Here is a 20,930-nt window from a genome sequence, read left to right on the forward strand (position 1 = left end):
GGGGCGTTTTTTTATGTCCGGGCAAACCTGATTCGTGGCGATGTGCCTGAGGAATCAGCCGCGAGCTTTTTCGATCAACTCGATGTAGTCCGGCGCGTTGCGCTGATCCTTGATCAGGGCAACGAAGTCGTTGCCGTGCTCATCCTTGCCATTCACGTCGTAACCCGCTTCGACGAAGAACGTCAGGAAACGCGCGAAATCGTCGATGCGCAGGCCACGGTAGGCCTTGACCAGCTTGTGCAGGGACGGAGAAGTCGCGTCGACCGGTTCGAAATCGAGGAACAACTTGATCTGCTCATCGCCGATCTCGTCACCAATCACTTGTTTTTTATCTTTACGCATTGCCGACTCCAGCTCGCAGACATTTCACGGGGCGGGCAGTTTACCCCTGCGCGGGCTCAAGGCTCAACGCGGACGAGTGCTGCCAGTGTGCAGATCGGCCCAGACATGGCCATTGGCGTAGCTGAGAAACTGGCAATACACCGTGTCGTTGCGCAACAAGTCGATCACCACCCGGTATTGCGCCAGCGGGTAATAGAGGGTCAGGGTCTTGCTCGACTCGTCGTAAACCGGTTTTTTCAGGCTTTTGCTTTCACCATCGAAGTTGACCAGCACCTGACTGATGGTGGCGCCCTTGTTCAGGGATTTGCCCTTGAGCCGAATCATCAGCGGCGAAGTGACCGGAATCGGCTGTTGATTGGACTGACGCTGAGCGCCGACCACCACCGAATAATCGGTGACCTGCATCAGTTGCTGCTGTTCGGGGTCAGCATCGCGCAGCGTTAGATCGTCCGGCGGCAGAAATTGACTGTGCATGGGCGCCGGCGCGGCGGCCAATGGCAGGCTGAGGACCAGCAACAGGGCGGCGCAGCTGCGGATAAAAGGGCTCATGGCAGGCTCCGGAGTCGGGGCCGGGCACTTTACCATGGGCTGAAGGAAGTGGTTCAAGTGCACAGAAACCACTGTGGGAGCGAGCTTGTTCGCGATGACGTCGGCACATCCAGCATCAATGTGTCAGTGACATAGCCATTGCGAGCAAGCTCGCTCCCACAAGTTAAGGATCAGTCGAACTGCGCGCGCATCCAGGCCTGATACTCGGCAACGCCGGGCTCGCCTTCGCGCGGTGCCCAATGCGCCAGCTCACCCTCACCTACCGGACGGTAAGGACCGGCCTTGCATTCGAACATCAGGCTGTCGGCCTCCAGTACCACCAAACCGTGGAACACACCGCTTGGCAGGTCCACGCCAACACAGTCGCCACCGGCCTGCAGCACGGTCTTGCTCAGCACCGTACCGACCTCGTCAAAGATCAACACGCCCAGCCGCCCCTTGAGGACCAACAGGGTTTCGGCCTTGTTGTCGCCCAGATGCCGGTGAGGCGGGATATACGTGGACGGCTGCAACCCCACCGCCATGCGATGGCAAGCGTCTTCCATCTGATGGAAGTTGTAATGCTGGCGCCCACGAGGATTAGTCGCGGCTTTCCCGGCCAGTTCGGCGAACAAGGTCTGATCCAGAAAGCGAGGCGTATCCATGTCTTACATTCCTTTAACGGCGAAAATCCCGTTGGCATTACGCCAGTAGCCTTTGTAGTCCATACCGTAACCGAAGATGTAGCGGTCGATGCACGGCAGACCGACGAAATCGGCCTTCAGGTCCGGACGGGCCTTGCGGTCGTGGTCTTTGTCGATCAGCACGGCAGTGTGCACTTTACGGGCACCGGCGTGTTTACAGAAATCGATGATCGCGCCCAGGGTGTGACCTTCATCGAGGATGTCGTCGATGATCAGCACGTCACGGTCGATGAAGGAAACTTCCGGCTTGGCTTTCCAGAACAGGTCGCCCCCGCTGGTTTCGTTGCGATAGCGGGTGGCGTGCAGGTAGGACGCTTCCAGCGGGAAGTTCAGATAGGTCAGCAGCTTGCCGGAGAAAATCAGCCCGCCGTTCATCACGCAGAACACCACCGGGTTGCTGTCGGCCATTTGTTCGTTGATTTGTGCACCGACGCGGGCGATGGCCGCCTCGACTTCAGCTTCGGTGTACAGGCAGTCAGCCTCTCGCATGATTTGACGGATATGCTCGAGATCAGCGGACATGGCGCTCTCCAGGGGTTTGAGGGGGAGGGACGGATTCGGAAAAGCGGGCAAAGGTACGCATCCCGCACGGCCAGATCAAGCGTTTGTGGACTAACGTACTGTATGTCTATAGGACAACACCCTCGGATAGATTAATCTAGGCCGGTTTTTTTGCCCGCCGCCGGAGCCTTTCCCCATGCCCATCCATGAGATCCGCCACCCGCTGATCCGTCATAAACTTGGCCTGATGCGCCGCGCAGACATCAGCACCAAGAATTTCCGTGAGCTCGCTCAGGAAGTCGGCGCCTTGCTGACCTATGAAGCCACCAAAGACCTGCCGCTGGAATCCTACGATATCGAAGGCTGGTGCGGCACTGTGTCGGTCGAGAAAATCGCTGGCAAGAAGATTACTGTCGTGCCAATCCTGCGTGCCGGCATCGGCATGCTCGAAGGCGTGCTAAGCCTGATCCCGGGCGCCAAAGTCAGCGCCGTGGGCGTGGCCCGTAACGAAGAAACTCTCGAAGCCCACACCTACCTCGAGAAGCTGGTGCCGGAAATCGACGAACGCCTGGCCATGATCATCGACCCGATGCTCGCCACCGGCGGCTCGATGGTTGCCACCATCGACCTGCTGAAAAAGGCCGGCTGCCGCGACATCCGAGCCATGGTGCTGGTTGCCGCGCCGGAAGGCATCGCCGCCGTAGAGAAAGCTCACCCGGACGTGATCATCTACACCGCTTCCATTGATCAAAAACTGAACGAACACGGTTACATCATCCCAGGGCTGGGCGATGCCGGTGACAAGATCTTCGGCACCAAGCAGAAGGACGCGTGACCATGCAGCAAGAGTTCAACGATCCGCTCTGGCGCACGGTGCTGTCGGGTGCACAGATGCTGTTCGTGGCCTTCGGCGCCCTGGTGTTGATGCCGCTGATTACCGGCCTCGACCCGAACGTGGCGCTGTTCACGGCCGGCCTGGGGACGATCCTGTTCCAGATCGTCACCGGGCGTCAGGTGCCGGTGTTCCTGGCATCGAGCTTTGCCTTCATCACCCCGATCATTCTCGCCAAGGGTCAGTTCGGCCTGGCTGCGACCATGGGCGGCGTGATGGCGGCAGGTTTCGTCTACACCTTCCTCGGCCTGGCCGTGAAGATCAAAGGCACAGGCTTCATCGACCGCCTGCTGCCGCCGGTGGTGATCGGGCCGGTGATCATTTCGATCGGCCTGGCCATGGCACCGATTGCCGCCAACATGGCCATGGGCAAGGCCGGCGACGGCAGCGAATTGATTCATTACCAGACGGCGATGATGATCTCGATGCCCGCGTTGCTGACCACGCTGATCGTCGCGGTATTCGGCAAGGGCATCTTCCGCCTTGTGCCGATCATCTCCGGCGTGCTGGTGGGCTTCGGCATGGCGTTCTACTTCGGCGTGGTCGATACCGCGAAGATTGCGGCGGCACCGTGGTTCGCCATCCCGCACTTCACCGCACCGGAATTCAACTGGCAGGCGATTCTGTTCATCGTTCCGGTAGCCCTGGCCCCGGCCATCGAACACATCGGCGGCGTGATTGCCGTAGGTAGCGTGACCGGTCGCGATTACCTGAAGAAGCCCGGCCTGCACCGCACCCTGCTCGGCGACGGCATCGCCACCACGGCGGCCGGTCTGTTCGGCGGTCCGCCCAACACCACCTACGCCGAGGTGACCGGCGCAGTCATGCTGACCAAGAACTACAACCCGAAAATCATGACCTGGGCGGCGATCTTCGCCATCAGCCTGGCGTTCATCGGCAAGTTCGGCGCACTGTTGCAAAGCATTCCGGTGCCGGTGATGGGCGGGATTCTGTGCCTGTTGTTCGGTTCGATCGCGGCGGTGGGGATGAACACGCTGATCCGCCACAAGATCGATCTGGGCGAGGCGCGCAATCTGGTGATTGTTTCGGTGACCCTGGTGTTCGGGATCGGCGGCGTGCTGATCGGTACCGGTACCGGGCCGGACGATTTCGGCCTCAAGGGCATCGCGCTGTGCGCGGTGGTGGCGATTGGCTTGAACCTGATTCTGCCGGGCAATGACAGCTGGAAGCACAAGAAGGCGGATGAGCCGCTGATCTAACAGCTTGAGATGTTTGTAGTCTGCCAGATAGCTATCGCGAGCAAGCTCGCTCCCACAAATTGGAATGCATTTCCCTGTGGGAGCGAGCCTGCTCGCGAAGCTTTTAAAGCGCCAACGGCGCGCGCTCGCACAACGCACTCAACGCCCGCGCCCAATGCGGATCATCGTTGAGGCACGGCACCAGCACCAGGTCCTCGCCCCCCGCTGCGCGGAATTGCTCCTTGCCGCGATCACCGATCTCTTCCAGGGTCTCGATGCAATCGGCAACGAACGCCGGGCACATCACCAGAACCTTTTTCACCCCGCTTTTGGCCAATTCATCCAGGCGCGCCTCGGTGTAGGGTTCGATCCATTTGGCGCGCCCCAGACGCGACTGGAACGACACCGACCACTTGCCCTCCGGCAACCCCATGCGTTTGGCAAACTCTGCCGCCGTACGCAGGCACTGGCCGCGATAACAGGTGGCGACCACCTCCGGTGGCGCCCCGGCGCAGCAATCACCGCCACCCTCGAAGCTGTGACCGGGGTTGAGCTTCTTCAGATGCCGTTCCGGCAACCCATGAAAACTCATCAGCAAGTGATCGAAGTCCTGCTGCAAATGCGGCCGGGTCGTGACCACCAGCGCATCGAGGTATTCCGGCTGGTCGTAGAAAGGCTGGAGCACCGACAACTGTACATCGAGGTTTTTCTCGCGCACCACGCGCTTGGCCTCTTCGATGACCGTAGTCGTGGTGCTGTCGGCGAACTGTGGATACAGCGGCGCCAGGGTGATTCGCTTGTGCCCCGCCGCAACCATCCGAACCAGAGTCGATTCAATCGACGGCTCGCCGTAACGCATCGCCAATTCGACCGGGCCGTGCTGCCATTGACGGGTCATCGCTTGTTGCAGGCGACGACTGAGCACCACCAGCGGCGAGCCCTCGTTCCACCAGATCGAGGCATAAGCATGGGCCGACTGCTCGGGACGCTTGATCAGGATCAGCGACACCAGCAGACGCCGAACCGGCCATGGCAGGTCGATCACGTACGGGTCCATCAGAAATTGATTGAGGTAGCTGCGCACATCCGCCACCGAGGTGGAAGCAGGTGAGCCCAGGTTGACCAGAAGCAACGCGTGATCGGTCATGCAACGTCCTATTTCAAAGGCGACCGGACAGATCGTCCAGAGCCGCGCGCAAATCCATGAACTTAAAAGTGAAACCAGCCTGTAACAAACGCACGGGAGTGGCGCGCTGGCCGCCCAGCAGCAACAGCGACAACTCGCCCAGCCCCACCTTCAATGCGAAGGCCGGCATCGGCATGAACGCCGGGCGATTCAACACGCCGCCCAACGCCTTGGCAAACTCGCGATTGCGCACCGGTTTGGGCGCGCACGCATTATAGGGACCGCCGGCCTCGTTGCGATGCAGAAGAAAATCAATCAGGGCGATTTGATCGTCGATATGAATCCATGGCATCCACTGCCGGCCGTTGCCGATCGGCCCACCCAGGCCCAGTTTGAACGGCAGTAACAGCCGCGACAAAAAGCCGCCCTCCGCCGACAGCACCAACCCGGTTCGAATGAGGATGACGCGAATGCCCAGCGTTTCAGCCCGCAGTGCAGTCTCTTCCCAGGCAATGCACAACTGGCTGGCGAAATCTTCGCTGACCGGCCCCGAGTCCTCGGTCAGTTCGCGCTCGCCACCGTCGCCATACCAGCCGACAGCCGAACCGGAAATCAATACCCGTGGTTTCTGCTCGCGATTTTCGAGCCACGCCAGCAAGGTTTCGGTGAGGGTGATGCGGCTGCTCCACAACAAGGCTTTACGCTTGTGCGTCCAAGGCCGGTCGGCAATCGGCGCTCCGGCCAGATTGACGATCGCATCGATCTGCTCCTGCCCCAGATCCTCCAGCCGGGCAACTCCACGCACTTGGGCACCACATATTTTCGCGACTTTTTCAGGCTTGCGACTCCAGACTGTCAGGCGATGTCCCTGGCCCAACCAGTGCCGACAGAGCTGACGTCCTATCAAACCAGTACCGCCGGTCAGCAATATGTGCATGACTTCTCCCTCGCGTGGCGTTTTACCTTGTCCATTAGTCTATTTTTATAAGCAGGGATCTTTGGTATCGAACAGGCGCTATGTTTAACAATAGGCCAAGCTGTCAGATCGAGAGCGCTAAAAGTTATACCAAAAAACAATATTGTACAGGTTTGAACCCCGGCGTAGTCTGTACAGAAAGGTAAACGAGGCCCCTATGACTGTACCTATCGCAATCATCGGCACCGGCATTGCCGGACTCTCCGCCGCCCAAGCCCTGACTGACCTCGGGCATGTGGTTCAACTGTTCGATAAAAGTCGTGGCAGCGGCGGGCGCATGTCGAGCAAGCGCAGCGATGCGGGGGCTCTGGACATGGGCACGCAGTATTTCACTGCCCGCGACCGGCGTTTTGTCAACGAAGTTCAGCGCTGGCAGGCCAAAGGCTGGGTCGCCGAGTGGACGCCGCAGCTGTACACCTACCATGGCGGCCAACTCAACCTGTCGCCGGACGAACAGACCCGCTGGGTCGGCACGCCCCGCATGAGTGCCATCACCCGCGCGCTGCTCGGCGACCTCGAAGTGCATTTCGCCTGCCGGATCACCGAAGTTTATCGCGGTGAAGAACACTGGCACCTGCAGGACGCCGAGGGCTTCACCCACGGACCGTTCAGCCACGTGGTCATCGCCACGCCGGCCCCCCAGGCCACGGCTCTGCTGGCATCAGCGCCGAAACTCGCCGGAGCCGCCGCCGGGGTGAAAATGGACCCGACCTGGGCCATAGCCCTGGCCTTCGAAACGCCGCTGGAAACGCCCATGGAAGGCTGCTTCGTGCAGGACAGCCCCCTCGACTGGCTGGCCCGCAACCGCAGCAAACCCGGACGTGACAACACCCTCGACACTTGGGTGCTGCACGCCACCAGCGCCTGGAGTCGCCAGCACATCGACTTGTCCAAGGAAGCGGTGATCGAACAGTTGCACGGCGCCTTTGCCGAACTGCTGCACGATTCCATGCCCGCGCCGAGCTTCAGCCTCGCCCACCGCTGGCTTTACGCCCGCCCCGCCAGCAGTCACGAATGGGGCACCCTGGCCGATGCCGACCTGGGGCTGTACGCCTGTGGCGACTGGTGCCTGTCCGGACGCGTCGAAGGAGCCTGGCTCAGCGGTCAGGAAGCCGCCCGCCGCTTGCATGAGCACCTGCAGTAAAGAGCATCAATCCGAACAAATCGCTGCTGTCGTCCTGGACAGCAGCCCGCCACAAAACTTATACACAATGTTTGACTTGTACAACTTCGAATCTATGATGAAGTTATCTTGTACAGACTCGACCGTCTGCACAGGTTCAGATTCGAGGTGCTCCGATGTCCCATGCCCCCGCCAAACAGAAAATCGCCATCAACGCCTGCCTGCTGCACCCGGACTTGCCAGTGGAAGAAGACAGCCGGCTCAATGATCCGGTGCTGCGGGAAAACTTCCTCACCCGCGTGTTCGCCTACAGCGCCTGGCAGCAGCTACGCCAGGAAGGCCTGACCCGGCGCGGTCTCACGGACTTTCACTCGCGCTACAAATACCTGCTGATGGCCCACAACCCGGAGCAGTACAAAGTGCTCGGCAATCTGCTGGGGATCATGGGTCATACCGATCCGAAGGAACTTGGCCCGCGCTACTTCAGTGAACTGATGGTGGCCCTGAAAAAGTGCGCCACCCGCCGCACCCATACCAACGTCCTGCAACACCTCAGTGGCTACCTGAAACAGGCCATCAGCCACGAAGACAAGCAGGAAGTGCAGCACGTGATCAGCCAGTACCGCCTGGGCATCGTGCCGCTGGTGGTGCCGCTGACGCTGCTCAAACATCACTTTCGCCAACACCCCGATCCGTACATCGCACAGCAGGTTTACCTGCAACCGCACCCGGAAAACCTCAGCCTGCGAAACGCCATCTGATGAAAAAAGCACTCGACACCAGTGCCCGCGAAGACCTCGGCGATGACCTTAAAAAGGCGCTGGACGAAGGCTGGCTGCCGATCCGTGAAGTGGCGCGGCAAACCGGCGTCAATGCCGTGACCTTGCGCGCCTGGGAGCGGCGCTACGGCCTGATCGTGCCGCAACGCACACCCAAGGGCCATCGGTTGTTCTCGGCCGACCACGTACAACGCATCCAGACCATCCTCACCTGGCTCAACCGTGGCGTTGCCGTCAGCCAGGTCAAGCCATTGCTCGACACGCCGCAAGCCTTCAGCGAGTCCGTCGACAACGATTGGCACGTCTTGCTGCAAACGTTGTTGCAGGCGGTCAGCGGATTGCAGGAACGTGCCCTGGATGACAGCGTCAATCAGGCGATGGCGCTGTATCCGCCGCGAACCCTGTGCGAGCAATTGCTGATGCCCTTGCTGGCTACTCTGGAGCAACGCTGGCAAGGCCAGTTCGGGGCGCAGATGGAGCGGGGCTTTTTTTGTGCCTGGCTACGCAGCAAGTTCGGTGCGCGCATCTACCATAATAATCGTCAGTTGCGCACCGCGCCGCTGCTGCTGGTCAACCACTCGGACCTGCCCATGGAGCCGCACCTTTGGCTAACGGCCTGGCTGATCAGCAGCGCGGATTGCCCGGTGGAGGTCTTCGACTGGCCGCTGCCTGTCGGAGAACTGGCATTGGCGGTCGAATTTCTGCAGCCCCGTGGGGTTCTGCTGTACTCAAGCAAAGCCCTGAATCCGGCGCAGCTGCCGAAACTTTTCAAAGGCGTCAGTTGCCCAAAAATGATTGCCGGACCAACGGTATGCATCCACCACACCGAGTTGTCCGCAAGTACTGCCGAGATCGCTGATCTGTACCTGGCCGAAGATCCGTTGTCGGCACATCAGGCACTCGTTCAGCACGGGCTGATTTAAATGAATAGCGCGGATACCAAAATGCAATTGATCTGGCTGCGCAGTGACTTGCGCCTACATGACAACACCGCCCTCTCGGCCGCAGCGGCTCGCGGCCCCTGCGTGGCGGTGTATCTGCTGAGTCCGGAACAATGGCTGGAACACGACGATGCGCCCTGCAAAGTGGACTTCTGGTTGCGTAACCTGCGCGAGTTGAGCCGCGAACTGGGTCAACTGAACATTCCCCTGCTGATCCGCCAGGCATCGCGCTGGGATGACGCACCCAGCGTATTGCTGAACCTGTGCCGACAGTGGCAGGTCGACGCGCTGTATCTCAACGAAGAGTACGGCATCCACGAATCCCGTCGCGATGCAGCGGTCGCCCGGACGCTACAGGCCGAAGGCATCGAAGTTCGCCGCTACCTCGATCAATTGTTGTTCAAGCCAGGGAGCGTACTGACCCGCACCGGCACTTACTTTCAGGTCTTCAGCCAATTCCGCAAAGTCTGCTACGAACGACTGCACCACTCGCTGCCCAGCCTGGTCCGCGCGCCGCACAAACAAGCGCCGCTGAACATTGCCAGCGATCCGATCCCCTTGAGCGTCGACGGCTTCGCAACACCTGCTGACAACCTGCGCAACCTGTGGCCGGCGGGCGAAGCGGAAGCCCGGCATCGCCTCGACAGCTTTAGCGTTGCGCAGATCGAGCACTATCAAAGCGAACGGGATTTCCCGGCGAAGCCCGGCACCAGCCAGCTCTCGGCCTATCTGGCCGCCGGGGTGATTTCTGTGCGCCAATGCCTGCACGCGGCCTTGAACAGCAATCAAGGCGAATTCGAAAGCGGCAAGAGCGGCGCCGTTACCTGGATCAACGAACTGCTGTGGCGAGAGTTCTATAAACACATCCTGGTGGGCTACCCACGGGTTTCCTGGCACCGCGCATTTCGTCCGGAAACTGAAGCTCTGGCCTGGCGCAACGCCCCCGAAGAACTGGCCGCCTGGCAACAGGCTCGTACCGGCTTGCCAATCATCGACGCCGCCATGCGCCAACTACTGGCAACTGGCTGGATGCACAACCGCCTGCGCATGGTGGTGGCGATGTTCCTGAGCAAAAACTTGCTGATCGACTGGCGCGAAGGCGAACGTTTTTTCATGCGTCACCTGATCGATGGCGACTTGGCAGCGAACAATGGTGGCTGGCAGTGGAGTTCCTCCACCGGCACCGACTCGGCGCCTTACTTCCGGATTTTCAACCCGTTGAGCCAGTCGGAAAAATTCGACCCCGAAGGCGTGTTCATCAAGCAATGGCTTCCGGAACTGGCCGGGTTGAATAAAAAAAACGTGCACAACCCCGCCAATCTCGGCGGTCTTTTCGGTGTTGTGGATTACCCCTCACCGATCGTCGACCTGAGTACTTCCCGTACACGTGCGTTGACGGCATTCAAAAACCTGCCCTCGCGGCAATACGCCGCGGTTGGGTCATGAATTACCGCCACCGGGATGACTTCGATGCCGGGTCTTTGCATTATGAACATTTACCCGTATTGGGCCGGGCAATTGCCCGGCTGAAAAGGAGATTGGGATGAGTCGTACACTCGCACGACGATACTGGCTGACAGGCGCAAGCAGTGGCATCGGCGCCGCCCTGGCCGAAGAAATCCTGAAAACCGGTGCGCACCTGGCCGTCAGTTCACGCACCGTGGCACCACTGAAAAACTTGTCGCTACGTTACCCGGGGCAGGTGCTGGTGGTCGCCGGAGACCTGACCAACAGCCAGACCGTACGCGAGATCGGCGAGCAGATTGCCGAGGACTGGGGCTCGCTGGACACCGTGATACTCAACGCCGGCACCTGCGAGTACGTGGATGCCAAGCAGTTCGATGCGTCGATTGTCGAACATGTGGTGCGCACTAACCTGTTGGCCAGCAGCTTTTGCATCGACGCCGCACTGCCTTTGCTGCGGGCCGGCACCGCACCGCATATGGTAGCCATGGCCAGTACGGTGACTTACCTGCCGCTGCCCAAGGCAGAAGCCTACGGCACCTCGAAGGCCGGGCTGCGTTACCTGTTCGAATCCCTGCGCATCGACCTGGCGCATGAAGGTATAGAACTCACGGTGATCAGCCCCGGGTTTGTCGAGACTCCGCTGACGACGAAAAACGACTCCCCCATGGCCTTGAGTTGGCCGGTGGAGAAAGCCGCGCGGCACATCTTCGAAAAACTCAAGGACCGACCGCTGGAAATCGCTTTCCCGGCAGCGTTCATGGCCGCCCTCTGGCCGCTCTCCAAACGGCCGGACCAAGTGAAACTGGAGATAGGCAAACGCATGGTGCGCAGCCAGCCGCCGATCAAGGATCAACCCTGAAAGTCGTCATCATCGGCGGCGGTATCCCGGACGTTTCGATACTTGAGCGTCCGTCAGACCTTTCACACAGCACCCGGTGACTGCCTTACACTGCGCACCATGAAAACCATCCCCCATACGCAAATCGCGGAACCCGCGGTCACCTGCTCGACCTGCGCAGCCTGCTGCTGCCAGCTCGAAGTCATGCTGATCACCGATACGGGCGTGCCTGAACGGTTCATCGATACCGATGACTGGGGCGGGGAAGTGATGCTGCGCCTGGACGACGGCTGGTGTGCCGCGCTGGATCGCAACACGATGATGTGCACCATCTACGAAAAACGCCCGTTGATCTGCCGGGAGTTCGAGATGGGCGCACCGGAGTGCATCGACGAACGCCAGGGGATTTCGACGGCGTATCGCTGAACTGGAAAACAACGTGTCCCCCTGTGGGAGCGAGCTTACTCGCGATAGCGATTTCAGATTCAACATTGATGTTGAATGAAATATCGTCATCGCGAGCAAGCTCGCTCCCACAGGGGATTTGCAACCCGCTGAAACCGTGGTGCTTACAACGGCAAGGTGTAATGCAGCGAGTAGCTTTCTACACCGTCGTTGGAACTGGCGAGCCCGGCGTTGGAATAGTGCGTCGCGCGGACCCCGACTTCGTGGCCACCATTGAAGCGCAGGCCAAAACCGAACCGGTCTTCAAACTGGAAGGCACTGCCGATGTTGTTGTCTTCGAGTCGGGTATTGGAAAACACCGCCACGCCAATGCCTGCTTCAACGTACGGTTTGACGTTCTGACCGGCAAATTCGTAAACGAACACCGGAGAGAACGACAGGCTGTTATTGCTCGAGGTCTTGTCGCCCTCCCAATAGGTGTAGGCACCGCTCCAGTAACCGGTCACACGGCCAACGTCACTCTGCCACCAGCTCTGGTCCCAATCGAATTGCATGCCCAGTCGATACGTCATGGTCGAATCGCTGGTCTGACCAACCGCGAACTCCACACCTGCCGCCTGCGCGGTAAAAGTGTGCCCCATTAGTGCGGCCGCAATCGCGGCCAAGCAGAATAGTCGCTTCACTAGAAACATCCTTTTGCGAACGATTTCGTATGGTTTTTTTGTTGCAAAGCCCTGCAAAAACTATAGAAGTCAGCGATTTATCAGAAGTTCACCCGACTCTTCGTATTCCCCCCGGACAGCCTTCTACCTGTTGAAGCTTCGCACAACGCCAGAGGTATTCCACAGTATCGGCAAGATATTTCTGAAATGAAGCGGATCGGCGCTGGTCCAGAACTGCGCCTCACGGGCCGGTCCCTCGGCGAGCAGCTCGCCTTCGGCCAGCAGACGCTGAAGTTGCCGCGCGACGGCGGCGCCGGTGTCGATCAGGCTGATGTCCTCGGGGATCATCTGCCGCAGCATCGGCTTGAGAAAGGGGTAATGGGTGCAGCCGAGAATCAGGGTGTCGGCGCCGGCAGCCAGCAATGGCTCGACATACCCGGCCAACAGCTGACGCAGCTCGGGGCTGCGCAGGTCGCCGTTTTCAATCAGCTCCACAAGCCCTGGACAGGGCTGGGTAATGACTTTCACGTCCGTGGCGAAGCGGTCGAGCAATGCGGCGAACTTGGCGCTCTGCAAGGTGCCGGTAGTGGCCAGCACCCCCACCACGCCGGAACGGGTTGCGGCGGCGGCCGGTTTGACTGCCGGCTCCATGCCGACGATGGGCCATTCGGGATAGTCGCGACGCAAGTCGGCGACGCCGGCCACCGTCGCCGTGTTGCACGCCAGCACCAAAGCCTTGGCGCCCTGCTGCCGAAAGAATTCAGCCATCACGCTGCAACGCTGTTGGATAAACTGCGGGGTTTTCTCACCATAGGGAACATTCCCGCAGTCGGCGACGTACAGCAGAGACTCATTGGGCAACAAACGCTGGATCTCGGCCAGTACCGAGAGCCCGCCGACACCGGAGTCGAACACGCCAATCGGCGCTTCACGCATGTTTCGACCCACAGACACTGCAACCCGGATCGCGCTTGACCCGCAATTCACGGAAGCGTGTACCCAAGGCATCGATCAACAGCAGACGCCCCACCAGCGGCTCGCCAAATCCGGCCAGCAACTTCAGCGCTTCGAGGGCTTGCAAACTGCCAACCAGCCCCACCAGCGGACCGACTACGCCAGCCTCGCTACAGGTCAATTCGGCTTCACTGCCGTGCCCGTATAAACAGTGGTAGCACGGACTCTCCGGCCGACGCGGATCGAACACCGACAGTTGCCCTTCGAGGCGAATCGCCGCACCGCTGACCAGCGGTTTGCCGGCGGTTACGCAAGCGGCGTTGACCGCTTCACGGGTGGAAAAATTGTCAGAACAATCGAGGACCAGATCCACCCCGGCCACCACGGCGGCCAGCGAATCTTCATCCAGCGCCGCACGATGAGCGATCAACTGAATCTCGGGATTGATCGCGCTCAGGCGCTTGATTGCCGAATCGACCTTGGTCATGCCGACACTGTCGGTGTCGTGAATGATCTGGCGCTGCAGGTTGGTCAAGTCGACCGTATCGAAATCCGCCAGGTGCAACTCGCCAACACCGGCGGCTGCCAGATACAGCGCCACTGGCGCGCCAAGGCCACCAAGACCGACGATCAATACGCGGCTTTCCTTGAGCCGCAACTGGCCGTCGATATCGATGTGTTGCAGCAGAATCTGCCGACTGTAGCGCAGCAATTCCTGATCATTCAGCACGGCAGGCGCCCCAGACTGATGCGTTGGTGACCGCCCAGATCGGTGCGGCTGTGGACTTCTTCAAAACCCCGGGTCAGCAGCAAATCGCGGACCGCCTCGGCCTGATCATAGCCGTGTTCGAGCATCAGCCAGCCGCCGGTGTCCAGATGGTCCGGTGCCTGGGCGACGATCAGACGCAGATCGTCGAGCCCGTCGACACCCGCCACCAGGGCGCTGGCCGGTTCGAAGCGCACATCGCCCTCGACCAGATGCGGATCGGTCGCTGCGATGTAGGGCGGGTTGCTGATGATCAGTTGAAAACGCAGACCTTCCAGGGCGCTGAACCAATGGCTGCTCAGCACGGTGGCGTTGCCCAGGTGCAGGCGCTGGCGATTGCGTTCGGCCAGGGCCACGGCTTCCAGGACACGATCCACAGCGGTGACATTCCACGCCGGACGTTCGCTGGCGAGGGCCAGGGCAATCGCGCCGCTGCCGGTGCCGAGGTCGAGTACCTTGGCCGGTGTGGCCGGCAACAGCTCCAGCGCGGCTTCCACCAGCAACTCGGTGTCGGGGCGCGGTATCAGCGTGTGCGGTGCCACTTCCAGGTCCAGCTTCCAGAAACCCTGCTGGCCGAGAATATAGGCCACCGGCTCACCACTGCGGCGGCGCTGCAAATATTCGGCGAACGTCAGCGCCGCTTCGCTCGGCACGATGCGCTCCGGCCAGGTGTGCAGGAAACTGCGGGACTTGCCCAACGCCGCCGCCAGCAGCAATTCGGCATCCAGACGCGCCGTCGGCGAGTCGGGCAAATCGGCGGCGCGCAACAAACTGGCAATGATCGTCATTTACTCACCTATCGCTGCCAGTTGATCGGCCTGGTACTCGGCCAGCAACGGCTCGATCACCGCCTCGACACCACCGGCGAGGATCTCGTCGAGGGAATACAAGGTCAGGTTGACCCGGTGGTCGGTGACCCGGCCCTGGGCAAAATTATAGGTGCGGATGCGCTCGGAACGGTCGCCGGAGCCGACCAGCAACTTGCGTTCGCTGGCGATGGCGTTAGCTGCGGCAGAGGTCTGCTGATCGTTCAGCTTGGCCGACAACCAGGACATCGCTCGGGCGCGGTTCTTGTGCTGCGAACGTTCTTCCTGGCACTCGACGACAATGCCGGACGGCAAGTGCGTGATACGGATTGCCGAGTCGGTCTTGTTGACGTGCTGGCCACCGGCGCCGGAGGAGCGATAGGTATCGACGCGCAGGTCGGCCGGGTTGATCTCGATGACTTCCTGTTCGTCCGGCTCGGGCAATACCGCCACGGTGCAGGCCGACGTGTGGATGCGGCCTTGGGATTCGGTCGCCGGAACCCGCTGCACGCGGTGCGCACCGGATTCGAATTTCAGCTTGCCGTAGACGTTGTCGCCTTCGACCCGGGCAATCACCTCTTTATAGCCGCCGTGCTCACCCTCGTTTTCCGAGAGGATTTCCACCCGCCAGCCACGACGCTCGGCGTAACGCGAATACATGCGGAACAGGTCGCCGGAGAAAATCGCCGCCTCGTCGCCGCCGGTACCGGCACGGATTTCGAGGAACACGTTGCGCCCGTCGTTCGGGTCCTTGGGCAGCAGCATGCGCTGCAGGTCGGCTTCGAGCGTGATCAGGCGCTCCTTGGCCTCGCGGACTTCTTCCACGGCCATTTCACGCATGTCCGGGTCGCTGTCCTTGAGCAGTGCCTGGGCGCCTTCGAGGTCGTCCTGCACTTTCAGCAGTGCTTTATAGGCGCCCACGATCGGCTCAACTTCCGCGTACTCCTTGGAATAGGTGCGGAACTTGTTCTGATCGGAAATGACCTCGCCGTCGCCCAGCAGGGCAGTCAATTCCTCGAAACGGTCCTGGAGAATATCCAGCTTATTGAGCAGTGACGCTTTCATTGCGGTTTTTTATCCGAAAAGCTATCCGATGAGCCCTCACCGAGGGCAAAGAGTTCCTGGGCCATCGCCAGCGCATCCAGGCGACCTTCGGCAGAGAGCTTTTTCAACTGCACGCTCGGTGCGTGCAACAGTTTGTTGGTCAGCCCGCGGGCCAGTTGCACCAGCACCTCTTCGGCACTGGTGCCGTTGGCCAGCATGCGCTGGGCCTTTTGCAATTCTTCGTCGCGCAGGCGTTCGCTCTGTTGACGATAGGCCTTGAGCACGTCCACCGCTGCCAACTCGCGCAGGCGGACCATAAAGTCTTCGGCGCCGATCGAGACCATCTCTTCGGCGGCCTGGGCTGCGCCCTGACGGCTCTTGAGGTTCTCGGCGACCACTTCGTGGAGATCGTCGACGCTATAGAGGTAAACGTCGTCCAGTTCACCGACTTCTGGCTCGATGTCGCGGGGAACAGCGATATCCACCATGAAGATCGGTTTGTGCTTGCGCAGTTTCAAGGCGCTTTCCACCGCACCCTTGCCCAGGATCGGCAACTGGCTGGCGGTGGAACTGATGACGATATCGCTGCGCACCAGCTCTGCCGGAATATCCGACAGCAACACCGCATGGGCGCCGAACTGCTCGGCCAGAATGCTCGCGCGCTCCAGGGTGCGGTTGGCGACCACAATGCGTTTTACACCCAGGTCATGCAGATGGCGGGCGACCAGGGTGATGGTCTCGCCGGCGCCGATCAACAAGGCCTGGCTGCGTTGCAGGTCGCTGAAAATCTGCTTGGCCAGGCTCACCGCGGCAAACGCCACCGACACAGGGTTTTCGCCGATGGCCGTGTCGGTGCGCACCTGCTTGGCCGCATTGAACGTGGCCTGGAACAGCCGCCCGAGCAACGGCCCGATGGTGCCGGCCTCGCGGGCCACGGCATAGGCCGATTTCATCTGGCCGAGAATCTGCGGCTCGCCCAACACCAGCGAGTCGAGCCCGGAAGCGACCCGCATCATGTGACGAACTGCCGCATCATCTTCATGCACATAGGCGCTTTCGCGCAGCTCGTCGTAGCTCAAATGATGATATTCGGCCAGCCAGCGCAGCACGACGTCCGCCGACAGATGATCCTGTTCTATATAGAGTTCACTGCGATTGCAGGTGGAGAGGATCGCAGCTTCGCGGCTGTCGGTGAGTCGGCAGAGCTGCTGCAAGGCCTCAACCAGCTGTTCAGGGGTAAAAGCCACGCGCTCGCGGACGTCTACTGAAGCAGTCTTGTGGTTAATACCGAGTGCAAGGAAGGCCATTCAAAGTCGCTGATTGTGACGTGAAGCCGACAATTGTCCTACTTCGACGGAATCAGAACAACTACTCGATATCTATCGCGCCGGTAGACGACGCCGACGTTGCGAGCGGTTCTCGTTTAAAGGATCGCCCAGAGTCTTCTATCGGGTTGGCAGGTAAATTGCCGGGCCGGTTATGTTTGGCCGAAAGCTTGTGTCATGATGATCCGACCGCAGGTTAGTCGTCCTCCTCCTATATGAATAGATCTTCCGCGTTGCTTCTCGCTCTTGTCTTCCTCAGCGGCTGCCAAGCCTTGGCACCCGTATCGTCGGACGGTACGCCGCCGGCTGAAGACAGCACCCCGGCCCCTGAAAAGCCCAAGGTCTACAGCTCATTCAGCGAGGAAACCATCTTCAGCCTGTTGAGCGCCGAACTGGCTGGCCAGCGCAATCGTTTCGACATTGCCCTGGACAACTATGTGACCCAGGCCATCAACACCCAGGATCCGGGCATCTCCGAGCGGGCATTTCGCATCGCCGAATATCTGGGCGCCGACCAGGCAGCCCTGGATACCGCGCTGATCTGGGCCAGGAACGCCCCCGACGACCTCGAAGCGCAACGCGCCGCCGCCGTGCAACTGGCACGTGCCGGGCGTTATGACGATTCCATGGTCTATATGGAGAAAGTCCTGCAAGGCAAGGGCGACACCCATTTCGACTTCCTTGCGCTGTCCGCGGCCGACACCGACCAGGACACCCGCAACGGTTTGATGAAAAGCTTCGACCGTTTGTTGCAGCGTCATCCGGACAACAGCCAGCTGATTTTCGGCAAGGCTTTGCTGATGCAGCAGGACGGCGACGCCAAAGGCGCGTTGAAGCTGCTGGAAGACAATCCGCCGGACGACGGCGAAATCGCACCGATCCTGCTGCGCGCACGCCTGCTGCAAACCCTCCATCGCGGTGACGAGGCCTTGCCGCTGCTGCAAAAAAGCATCAAGAAATACCCGGATGACAAGCGCCTGCGCCTGACTTACGCGCGCATGCTGGTTGAACAGGACCGCATGGACGACGCCAAGGCCGAGTTCTCGAGCCTGGTCCAGCAATACCCGGAAGACGACGAACTGCGTTACTCCCTGGCACTGGTCTGCCTGGAAGCCAAGGCCTGGAACGAGGCCAAGGGTTATCTTGAAGACCTGATCGCCCGGGAAAGCCATGTCGACTCGGCACACCTGAACCTCGGCCGCATCGCCGAAGAACAAAACGACCCGCAAGGCGCGCTGATCGAATACGCCAAGGTTGGCCCGGGCAGCGACTACCTGCCGGCGCAACTGCGTCAGGCCGACATCCTGATCGACAACGGCAAGACCGCCGAAGCCCAACGCAAACTGGCGGCAGAGCGCGACGAGCAGCCGGATTACGCGATCCAGTTGTACCTGATCGAAGCCGAAACCCTGTCCGCCAACAATCAGGGCGACAAGGCCTGGAACGTTCTGCAACAAGCCTTGCAGCAATATCCGGACGATTTGAACCTGCTCTACACCCGCGCCATGCAGGCGGAAAAACGCAATGACCTGGCGCAGATGGAAAAAGACCTGCGCACGATCATCAAGCGTGACCCGGACAATGCCATGGCGTTGAACGCCCTCGGCTACACCCTGTCCGACCGCACTACGCGCTACGCCGAAGCCAAGGCCCTGATCGAACAGGCGCACCGGATCAGTCCGGAAGACCCGGCGGTACTCGACAGCCTTGGCTGGGTGAATTACCGCATGGGCAATCTCGACGAAGCCGAGCGCCTGCTGCGCCAGGCCCTGGAACGCTTCCCAGACCAGGAAGTCGCCGCTCACTTGGGCGAAGTCCTGTGGGCCAACGGCAAACAGCGCGAAGCGAAACAAGTCTGGGGCAAGTTCCTCAAGGAACAACCCGACAGCCCGACCCTGCGCGGCACCATCAAACGCCTGACCGGATCAGAGACTCTTTAAGATTATGTTTTTGCGCCATTTCATCGTTTTCAGTTTCATCACCCTGCTCGCCGGTTGTGCTGGCCTGGGTCCCCGCGAATCGGTCGAGGGGCACGGCGACCCTGCCCAATGGCGCGAGCACAAAGAACAACTGACCAGCCTCGATGGCTGGCAGATCGACGGCAAGATCGGCATTCGCGCACCGAAAGACTCGGGCAGCGGCACGCTGTTCTGGTTGCAGCGCCAGGATTACTACGATATTCGCCTGTCCGGACCACTGGGCCGCGGCGCGGCTCGCCTGACCGGACGCCCGGGCAAGGTGTCGCTGGAGGTCGCCAACCAGGGACGCTACGACGCGCCGAACCCGGAAGTGCTGCTCGAAGAACAGCTGGGCTGGAAATTGCCGGTGTCCAACCTGGCCTGGTGGGTGCGCGGCCTCCCGGCTCCCGGCAGCAAAAGTCGCCTGACCCTGGACGGCGACAGCCGCCTGGCCAGCCTGGAACAGGATGGCTGGAAGGTCGACTACACCGCCTACACCCAGCAAAACGGTTACTGGTTGCCCGAGCGCATCAAGCTCAGCGGCACCGACCTTGATGTCACGCTGGTGATCAAGGTCTGGCAACCGCGCAAACTGGGGCAATGACATGCCGGACAATCGCCTGACGCTGCCTTCGCCAGCCAAACTCAATTTGATGCTGCACATCCTGGGGCGCCGTGAAGACGGCTACCACGAACTGCAGACGATGTTTCAATTTCTCGATTACGGCGACGAAATCACCTATGCCCTGCGCGATGACGGTGTCATCCGACTGCACACTGAGTTCCCGGGCGTTCCCCACGACAGCAACCTGATCGTCAAGGCCGCCAGAAAACTTCAGGAGCAATCCGCTTGCTCGCTGGGTGTCGACATCTGGATCGAAAAAATCCTGCCCATGGGCGGCGGCATCGGTGGCGGAAGTTCGAATGCAGCAACAACATTGCTTGGTTTGAATCATCTGTGGCAATTGGGCTGGGATGAAGATCGCCTGGCCGGGCTGGGGTTGACGCTGGGCGCCGACGTCCCGGTTTTCGTACGTGGCCACGCGGCTTTCGCCGAGGGCGTGGGGGAGAAACTGACCCCTGTCGACCCGGAAGAACCGTGGTATCTGGTGCTGGTGCCGCAAGTCTCTGTTAGTACGGCAGAAATTTTTTCAGATCCGTTGTTGACACGTAACACTCCTCCCATTAAAGTGCGCCCCGTTCCCAAGGGAAACAGTCGTAATGACTGCTTGCCGGTGGTAACAAGGCGTTATCCAGAGGTACGTAACGCTTTGAATTTGTTAGGTAAATTTACCGAAGCAAAACTCACCGGAACTGGAAGTTGTGTGTTTGGGGGCTTCCCAAGCAAAGCTGAAGCTGATAAAGTCTCGGCCCTTCTTACAGAGACCCTTACAGGGTTTGTAGCAAAAGGAAGCAACATTTCGATGTTGCATCGCAAGCTGCAAAGCCTGCTCTAAAGGAACCGATTACTGGGTAATCGTTGCAACAGATACAGGGGCGTCGCCAAGCGGTAAGGCAGCAGGTTTTGATCCTGCCATGCGTTGGTTCGAATCCAGCCGCCCCTGCCATTTTCCTATACTCATCCAGGTTACCC

General features: G+C 60.2%; 22 protein-coding genes, 1 tRNA gene and 2 pseudogenes. 13 read left to right on the forward strand and 12 right to left on the reverse strand.

Annotated elements, in window-relative coordinates:
- Positions 1 to 54 precede the first annotated feature (54 nt).
- The 4 genes from KGB07_RS16365 to KGB07_RS16380 all read right to left on the reverse strand — a co-directional run bounded on the left by KGB07_RS16365 (position 55) and on the right by KGB07_RS16380 (position 2,096).
- Entirely contained in the window at positions 55 to 342 is a 288-nt protein-coding gene (locus KGB07_RS16365) for a PA4642 family protein (RefSeq protein ID WP_046041883.1), read from the reverse strand.
- Between the two features lie 63 nt (positions 343 to 405).
- Complete coding sequence (locus tag KGB07_RS16370; protein ID WP_046041882.1) at positions 406 to 891, reverse strand: hypothetical protein; 486 nt, start codon at positions 889 to 891, stop codon at positions 406 to 408.
- 170 nt (positions 892 to 1,061) lie between these two features.
- Positions 1,062 to 1,535 carry a WbuC family cupin fold metalloprotein gene (locus KGB07_RS16375; RefSeq protein ID WP_046041881.1) on the reverse strand — a complete coding sequence of 158 codons (474 nt, stop codon included), beginning with the start codon at positions 1,533 to 1,535 and terminating at the stop codon, positions 1,062 to 1,064.
- Positions 1,536 to 1,538: 3 nt separating this feature from the next.
- On the reverse strand, positions 1,539 to 2,096 hold the full coding sequence (locus KGB07_RS16380; protein WP_046041880.1) for a hypoxanthine-guanine phosphoribosyltransferase: 558 nt from the start codon (positions 2,094 to 2,096) through the stop codon (positions 1,539 to 1,541).
- A gap of 175 nt (positions 2,097 to 2,271) precedes the next feature.
- Here KGB07_RS16380 and upp point away from each other — a divergent pair, with 175 nt between their 5' ends.
- The gene (gene upp / locus KGB07_RS16385) at positions 2,272 to 2,910 is read left to right on the forward strand and encodes a uracil phosphoribosyltransferase (protein ID WP_046041879.1); all 639 of its coding nucleotides are present in this window, start codon (positions 2,272 to 2,274) and stop codon (positions 2,908 to 2,910) included.
- A 2-nt stretch (positions 2,911 to 2,912) separates the two neighbouring features.
- Positions 2,913 to 4,187 carry a uracil-xanthine permease family protein gene (locus KGB07_RS16390; protein WP_046041878.1) on the forward strand — a complete coding sequence of 425 codons (1,275 nt, stop codon included), beginning with the start codon at positions 2,913 to 2,915 and terminating at the stop codon, positions 4,185 to 4,187.
- A gap of 103 nt (positions 4,188 to 4,290) precedes the next feature.
- Here KGB07_RS16390 and hemH read toward each other — a convergent pair whose 3' ends face one another.
- Positions 4,291 to 5,313, reverse strand: coding sequence for a ferrochelatase (gene hemH / locus KGB07_RS16395; RefSeq protein WP_046041877.1), 1,023 nt, complete (start codon positions 5,311 to 5,313; stop codon positions 4,291 to 4,293).
- A gap of 13 nt (positions 5,314 to 5,326) precedes the next feature.
- Positions 5,327 to 6,229 (reverse strand): TIGR01777 family oxidoreductase, encoded by a 903-nt coding sequence (locus KGB07_RS16400; protein WP_223465960.1) that lies wholly within the window; start codon positions 6,227 to 6,229, stop codon positions 5,327 to 5,329.
- A 196-nt stretch (positions 6,230 to 6,425) separates the two neighbouring features.
- On the opposite strand from KGB07_RS16400, the gene KGB07_RS16405 reads away from it, so the two are divergent.
- The 7 genes and pseudogenes from KGB07_RS16405 to KGB07_RS16435 all read left to right on the forward strand — a co-directional run bounded on the left by KGB07_RS16405 (position 6,426) and on the right by KGB07_RS16435 (position 11,842).
- Complete coding sequence (locus KGB07_RS16405) at positions 6,426 to 7,412, forward strand: NAD(P)/FAD-dependent oxidoreductase (RefSeq protein ID WP_046041875.1); 987 nt, start codon at positions 6,426 to 6,428, stop codon at positions 7,410 to 7,412.
- Positions 7,413 to 7,609: 197 nt separating this feature from the next.
- Positions 7,610 to 8,152 (forward strand): annotated as a pseudogene (locus KGB07_RS16410) (YbgA family protein); the annotation flags it as partial.
- Positions 8,152 to 9,093 carry a MerR family transcriptional regulator gene (locus KGB07_RS16415; RefSeq protein ID WP_046041874.1) on the forward strand — a complete coding sequence of 314 codons (942 nt, stop codon included), beginning with the start codon at positions 8,152 to 8,154 and terminating at the stop codon, positions 9,091 to 9,093. The pseudogene KGB07_RS16410 and the gene KGB07_RS16415, both read left to right, overlap by 1 nt.
- A gap of 21 nt (positions 9,094 to 9,114) precedes the next feature.
- A complete protein-coding gene (gene phrB / locus KGB07_RS16420) occupies positions 9,115 to 10,557 on the forward strand; it encodes a deoxyribodipyrimidine photo-lyase (RefSeq protein ID WP_046042017.1) in 1,443 nt (480 codons plus the stop codon).
- Between the two features lie 2 nt (positions 10,558 to 10,559).
- Positions 10,560 to 10,658, forward strand: a pseudogene (locus tag KGB07_RS16425) (nuclear transport factor 2 family protein); the annotation flags it as partial.
- Complete coding sequence (locus KGB07_RS16430; protein ID WP_046041873.1) at positions 10,655 to 11,437, forward strand: SDR family NAD(P)-dependent oxidoreductase; 783 nt, start codon at positions 10,655 to 10,657, stop codon at positions 11,435 to 11,437. The pseudogene KGB07_RS16425 and the gene KGB07_RS16430, both read left to right, overlap by 4 nt.
- Before the next feature lie 99 nt (positions 11,438 to 11,536).
- A complete protein-coding gene (locus KGB07_RS16435; protein ID WP_007981864.1) occupies positions 11,537 to 11,842 on the forward strand; it encodes a YkgJ family cysteine cluster protein in 306 nt (101 codons plus the stop codon).
- A 143-nt stretch (positions 11,843 to 11,985) separates the two neighbouring features.
- On the opposite strand, the gene KGB07_RS16440 is transcribed toward KGB07_RS16435, so the two are convergent.
- The 6 genes from KGB07_RS16440 to hemA form a co-directional block, all read right to left on the reverse strand.
- Positions 11,986 to 12,504: an acyloxyacyl hydrolase gene (locus tag KGB07_RS16440; RefSeq protein WP_046041872.1), complete on the reverse strand. Its 519-nt coding sequence runs from the start codon at positions 12,502 to 12,504 to the stop codon at positions 11,986 to 11,988.
- 123 nt (positions 12,505 to 12,627) lie between these two features.
- On the reverse strand, positions 12,628 to 13,419 hold the full coding sequence (murI, locus tag KGB07_RS16445; protein ID WP_046041871.1) for a glutamate racemase: 792 nt from the start codon (positions 13,417 to 13,419) through the stop codon (positions 12,628 to 12,630).
- Positions 13,412 to 14,167: a molybdopterin-synthase adenylyltransferase MoeB gene (locus tag KGB07_RS16450; RefSeq protein ID WP_046041870.1), complete on the reverse strand. Its 756-nt coding sequence runs from the start codon at positions 14,165 to 14,167 to the stop codon at positions 13,412 to 13,414. Before KGB07_RS16450 ends, murI begins: the two co-directional genes overlap by 8 nt.
- The gene (gene prmC, locus KGB07_RS16455; protein WP_223465962.1) at positions 14,161 to 14,991 is read right to left on the reverse strand and encodes a peptide chain release factor N(5)-glutamine methyltransferase; all 831 of its coding nucleotides are present in this window, start codon (positions 14,989 to 14,991) and stop codon (positions 14,161 to 14,163) included. Before prmC ends, KGB07_RS16450 begins: the two co-directional genes overlap by 7 nt.
- Complete coding sequence (gene prfA / locus KGB07_RS16460; RefSeq protein WP_046041868.1) at positions 14,992 to 16,074, reverse strand: peptide chain release factor 1; 1,083 nt, start codon at positions 16,072 to 16,074, stop codon at positions 14,992 to 14,994.
- Positions 16,071 to 17,360 carry a glutamyl-tRNA reductase gene (hemA, locus tag KGB07_RS16465; RefSeq protein ID WP_046041867.1) on the reverse strand — a complete coding sequence of 430 codons (1,290 nt, stop codon included), beginning with the start codon at positions 17,358 to 17,360 and terminating at the stop codon, positions 16,071 to 16,073. The genes prfA and hemA overlap by 4 nt, the downstream gene beginning before the upstream one ends.
- Before the next feature lie 233 nt (positions 17,361 to 17,593).
- On the opposite strand from hemA, the gene KGB07_RS16470 reads away from it, so the two are divergent.
- The 4 genes from KGB07_RS16470 (at position 17,594) to KGB07_RS16485 (ending at position 20,904) form a co-directional block, all read left to right on the forward strand.
- Complete coding sequence (locus KGB07_RS16470) at positions 17,594 to 19,318, forward strand: tetratricopeptide repeat protein (RefSeq protein ID WP_046041866.1); 1,725 nt, start codon at positions 17,594 to 17,596, stop codon at positions 19,316 to 19,318.
- A gap of 4 nt (positions 19,319 to 19,322) precedes the next feature.
- The gene (gene lolB, locus KGB07_RS16475; RefSeq protein WP_046041865.1) at positions 19,323 to 19,940 is read left to right on the forward strand and encodes a lipoprotein insertase outer membrane protein LolB; all 618 of its coding nucleotides are present in this window, start codon (positions 19,323 to 19,325) and stop codon (positions 19,938 to 19,940) included.
- Between the two features lies 1 nt (position 19,941).
- Entirely contained in the window at positions 19,942 to 20,793 is an 852-nt protein-coding gene (ispE, locus tag KGB07_RS16480) for a 4-(cytidine 5'-diphospho)-2-C-methyl-D-erythritol kinase (RefSeq protein WP_046041864.1), read from the forward strand.
- A gap of 36 nt (positions 20,794 to 20,829) precedes the next feature.
- Positions 20,830 to 20,904, forward strand: a tRNA-Gln gene (locus KGB07_RS16485).
- The last annotated feature ends 26 nt before the right edge of the window (positions 20,905 to 20,930 follow it).

The sequence above is a fragment of the Pseudomonas sp. GL-RE-26 genome (genome assembly GCF_019956275.1).
Classification (GTDB): Bacteria; Pseudomonadota; Gammaproteobacteria; order Pseudomonadales; family Pseudomonadaceae; genus Aquipseudomonas; species Aquipseudomonas grandcourensis.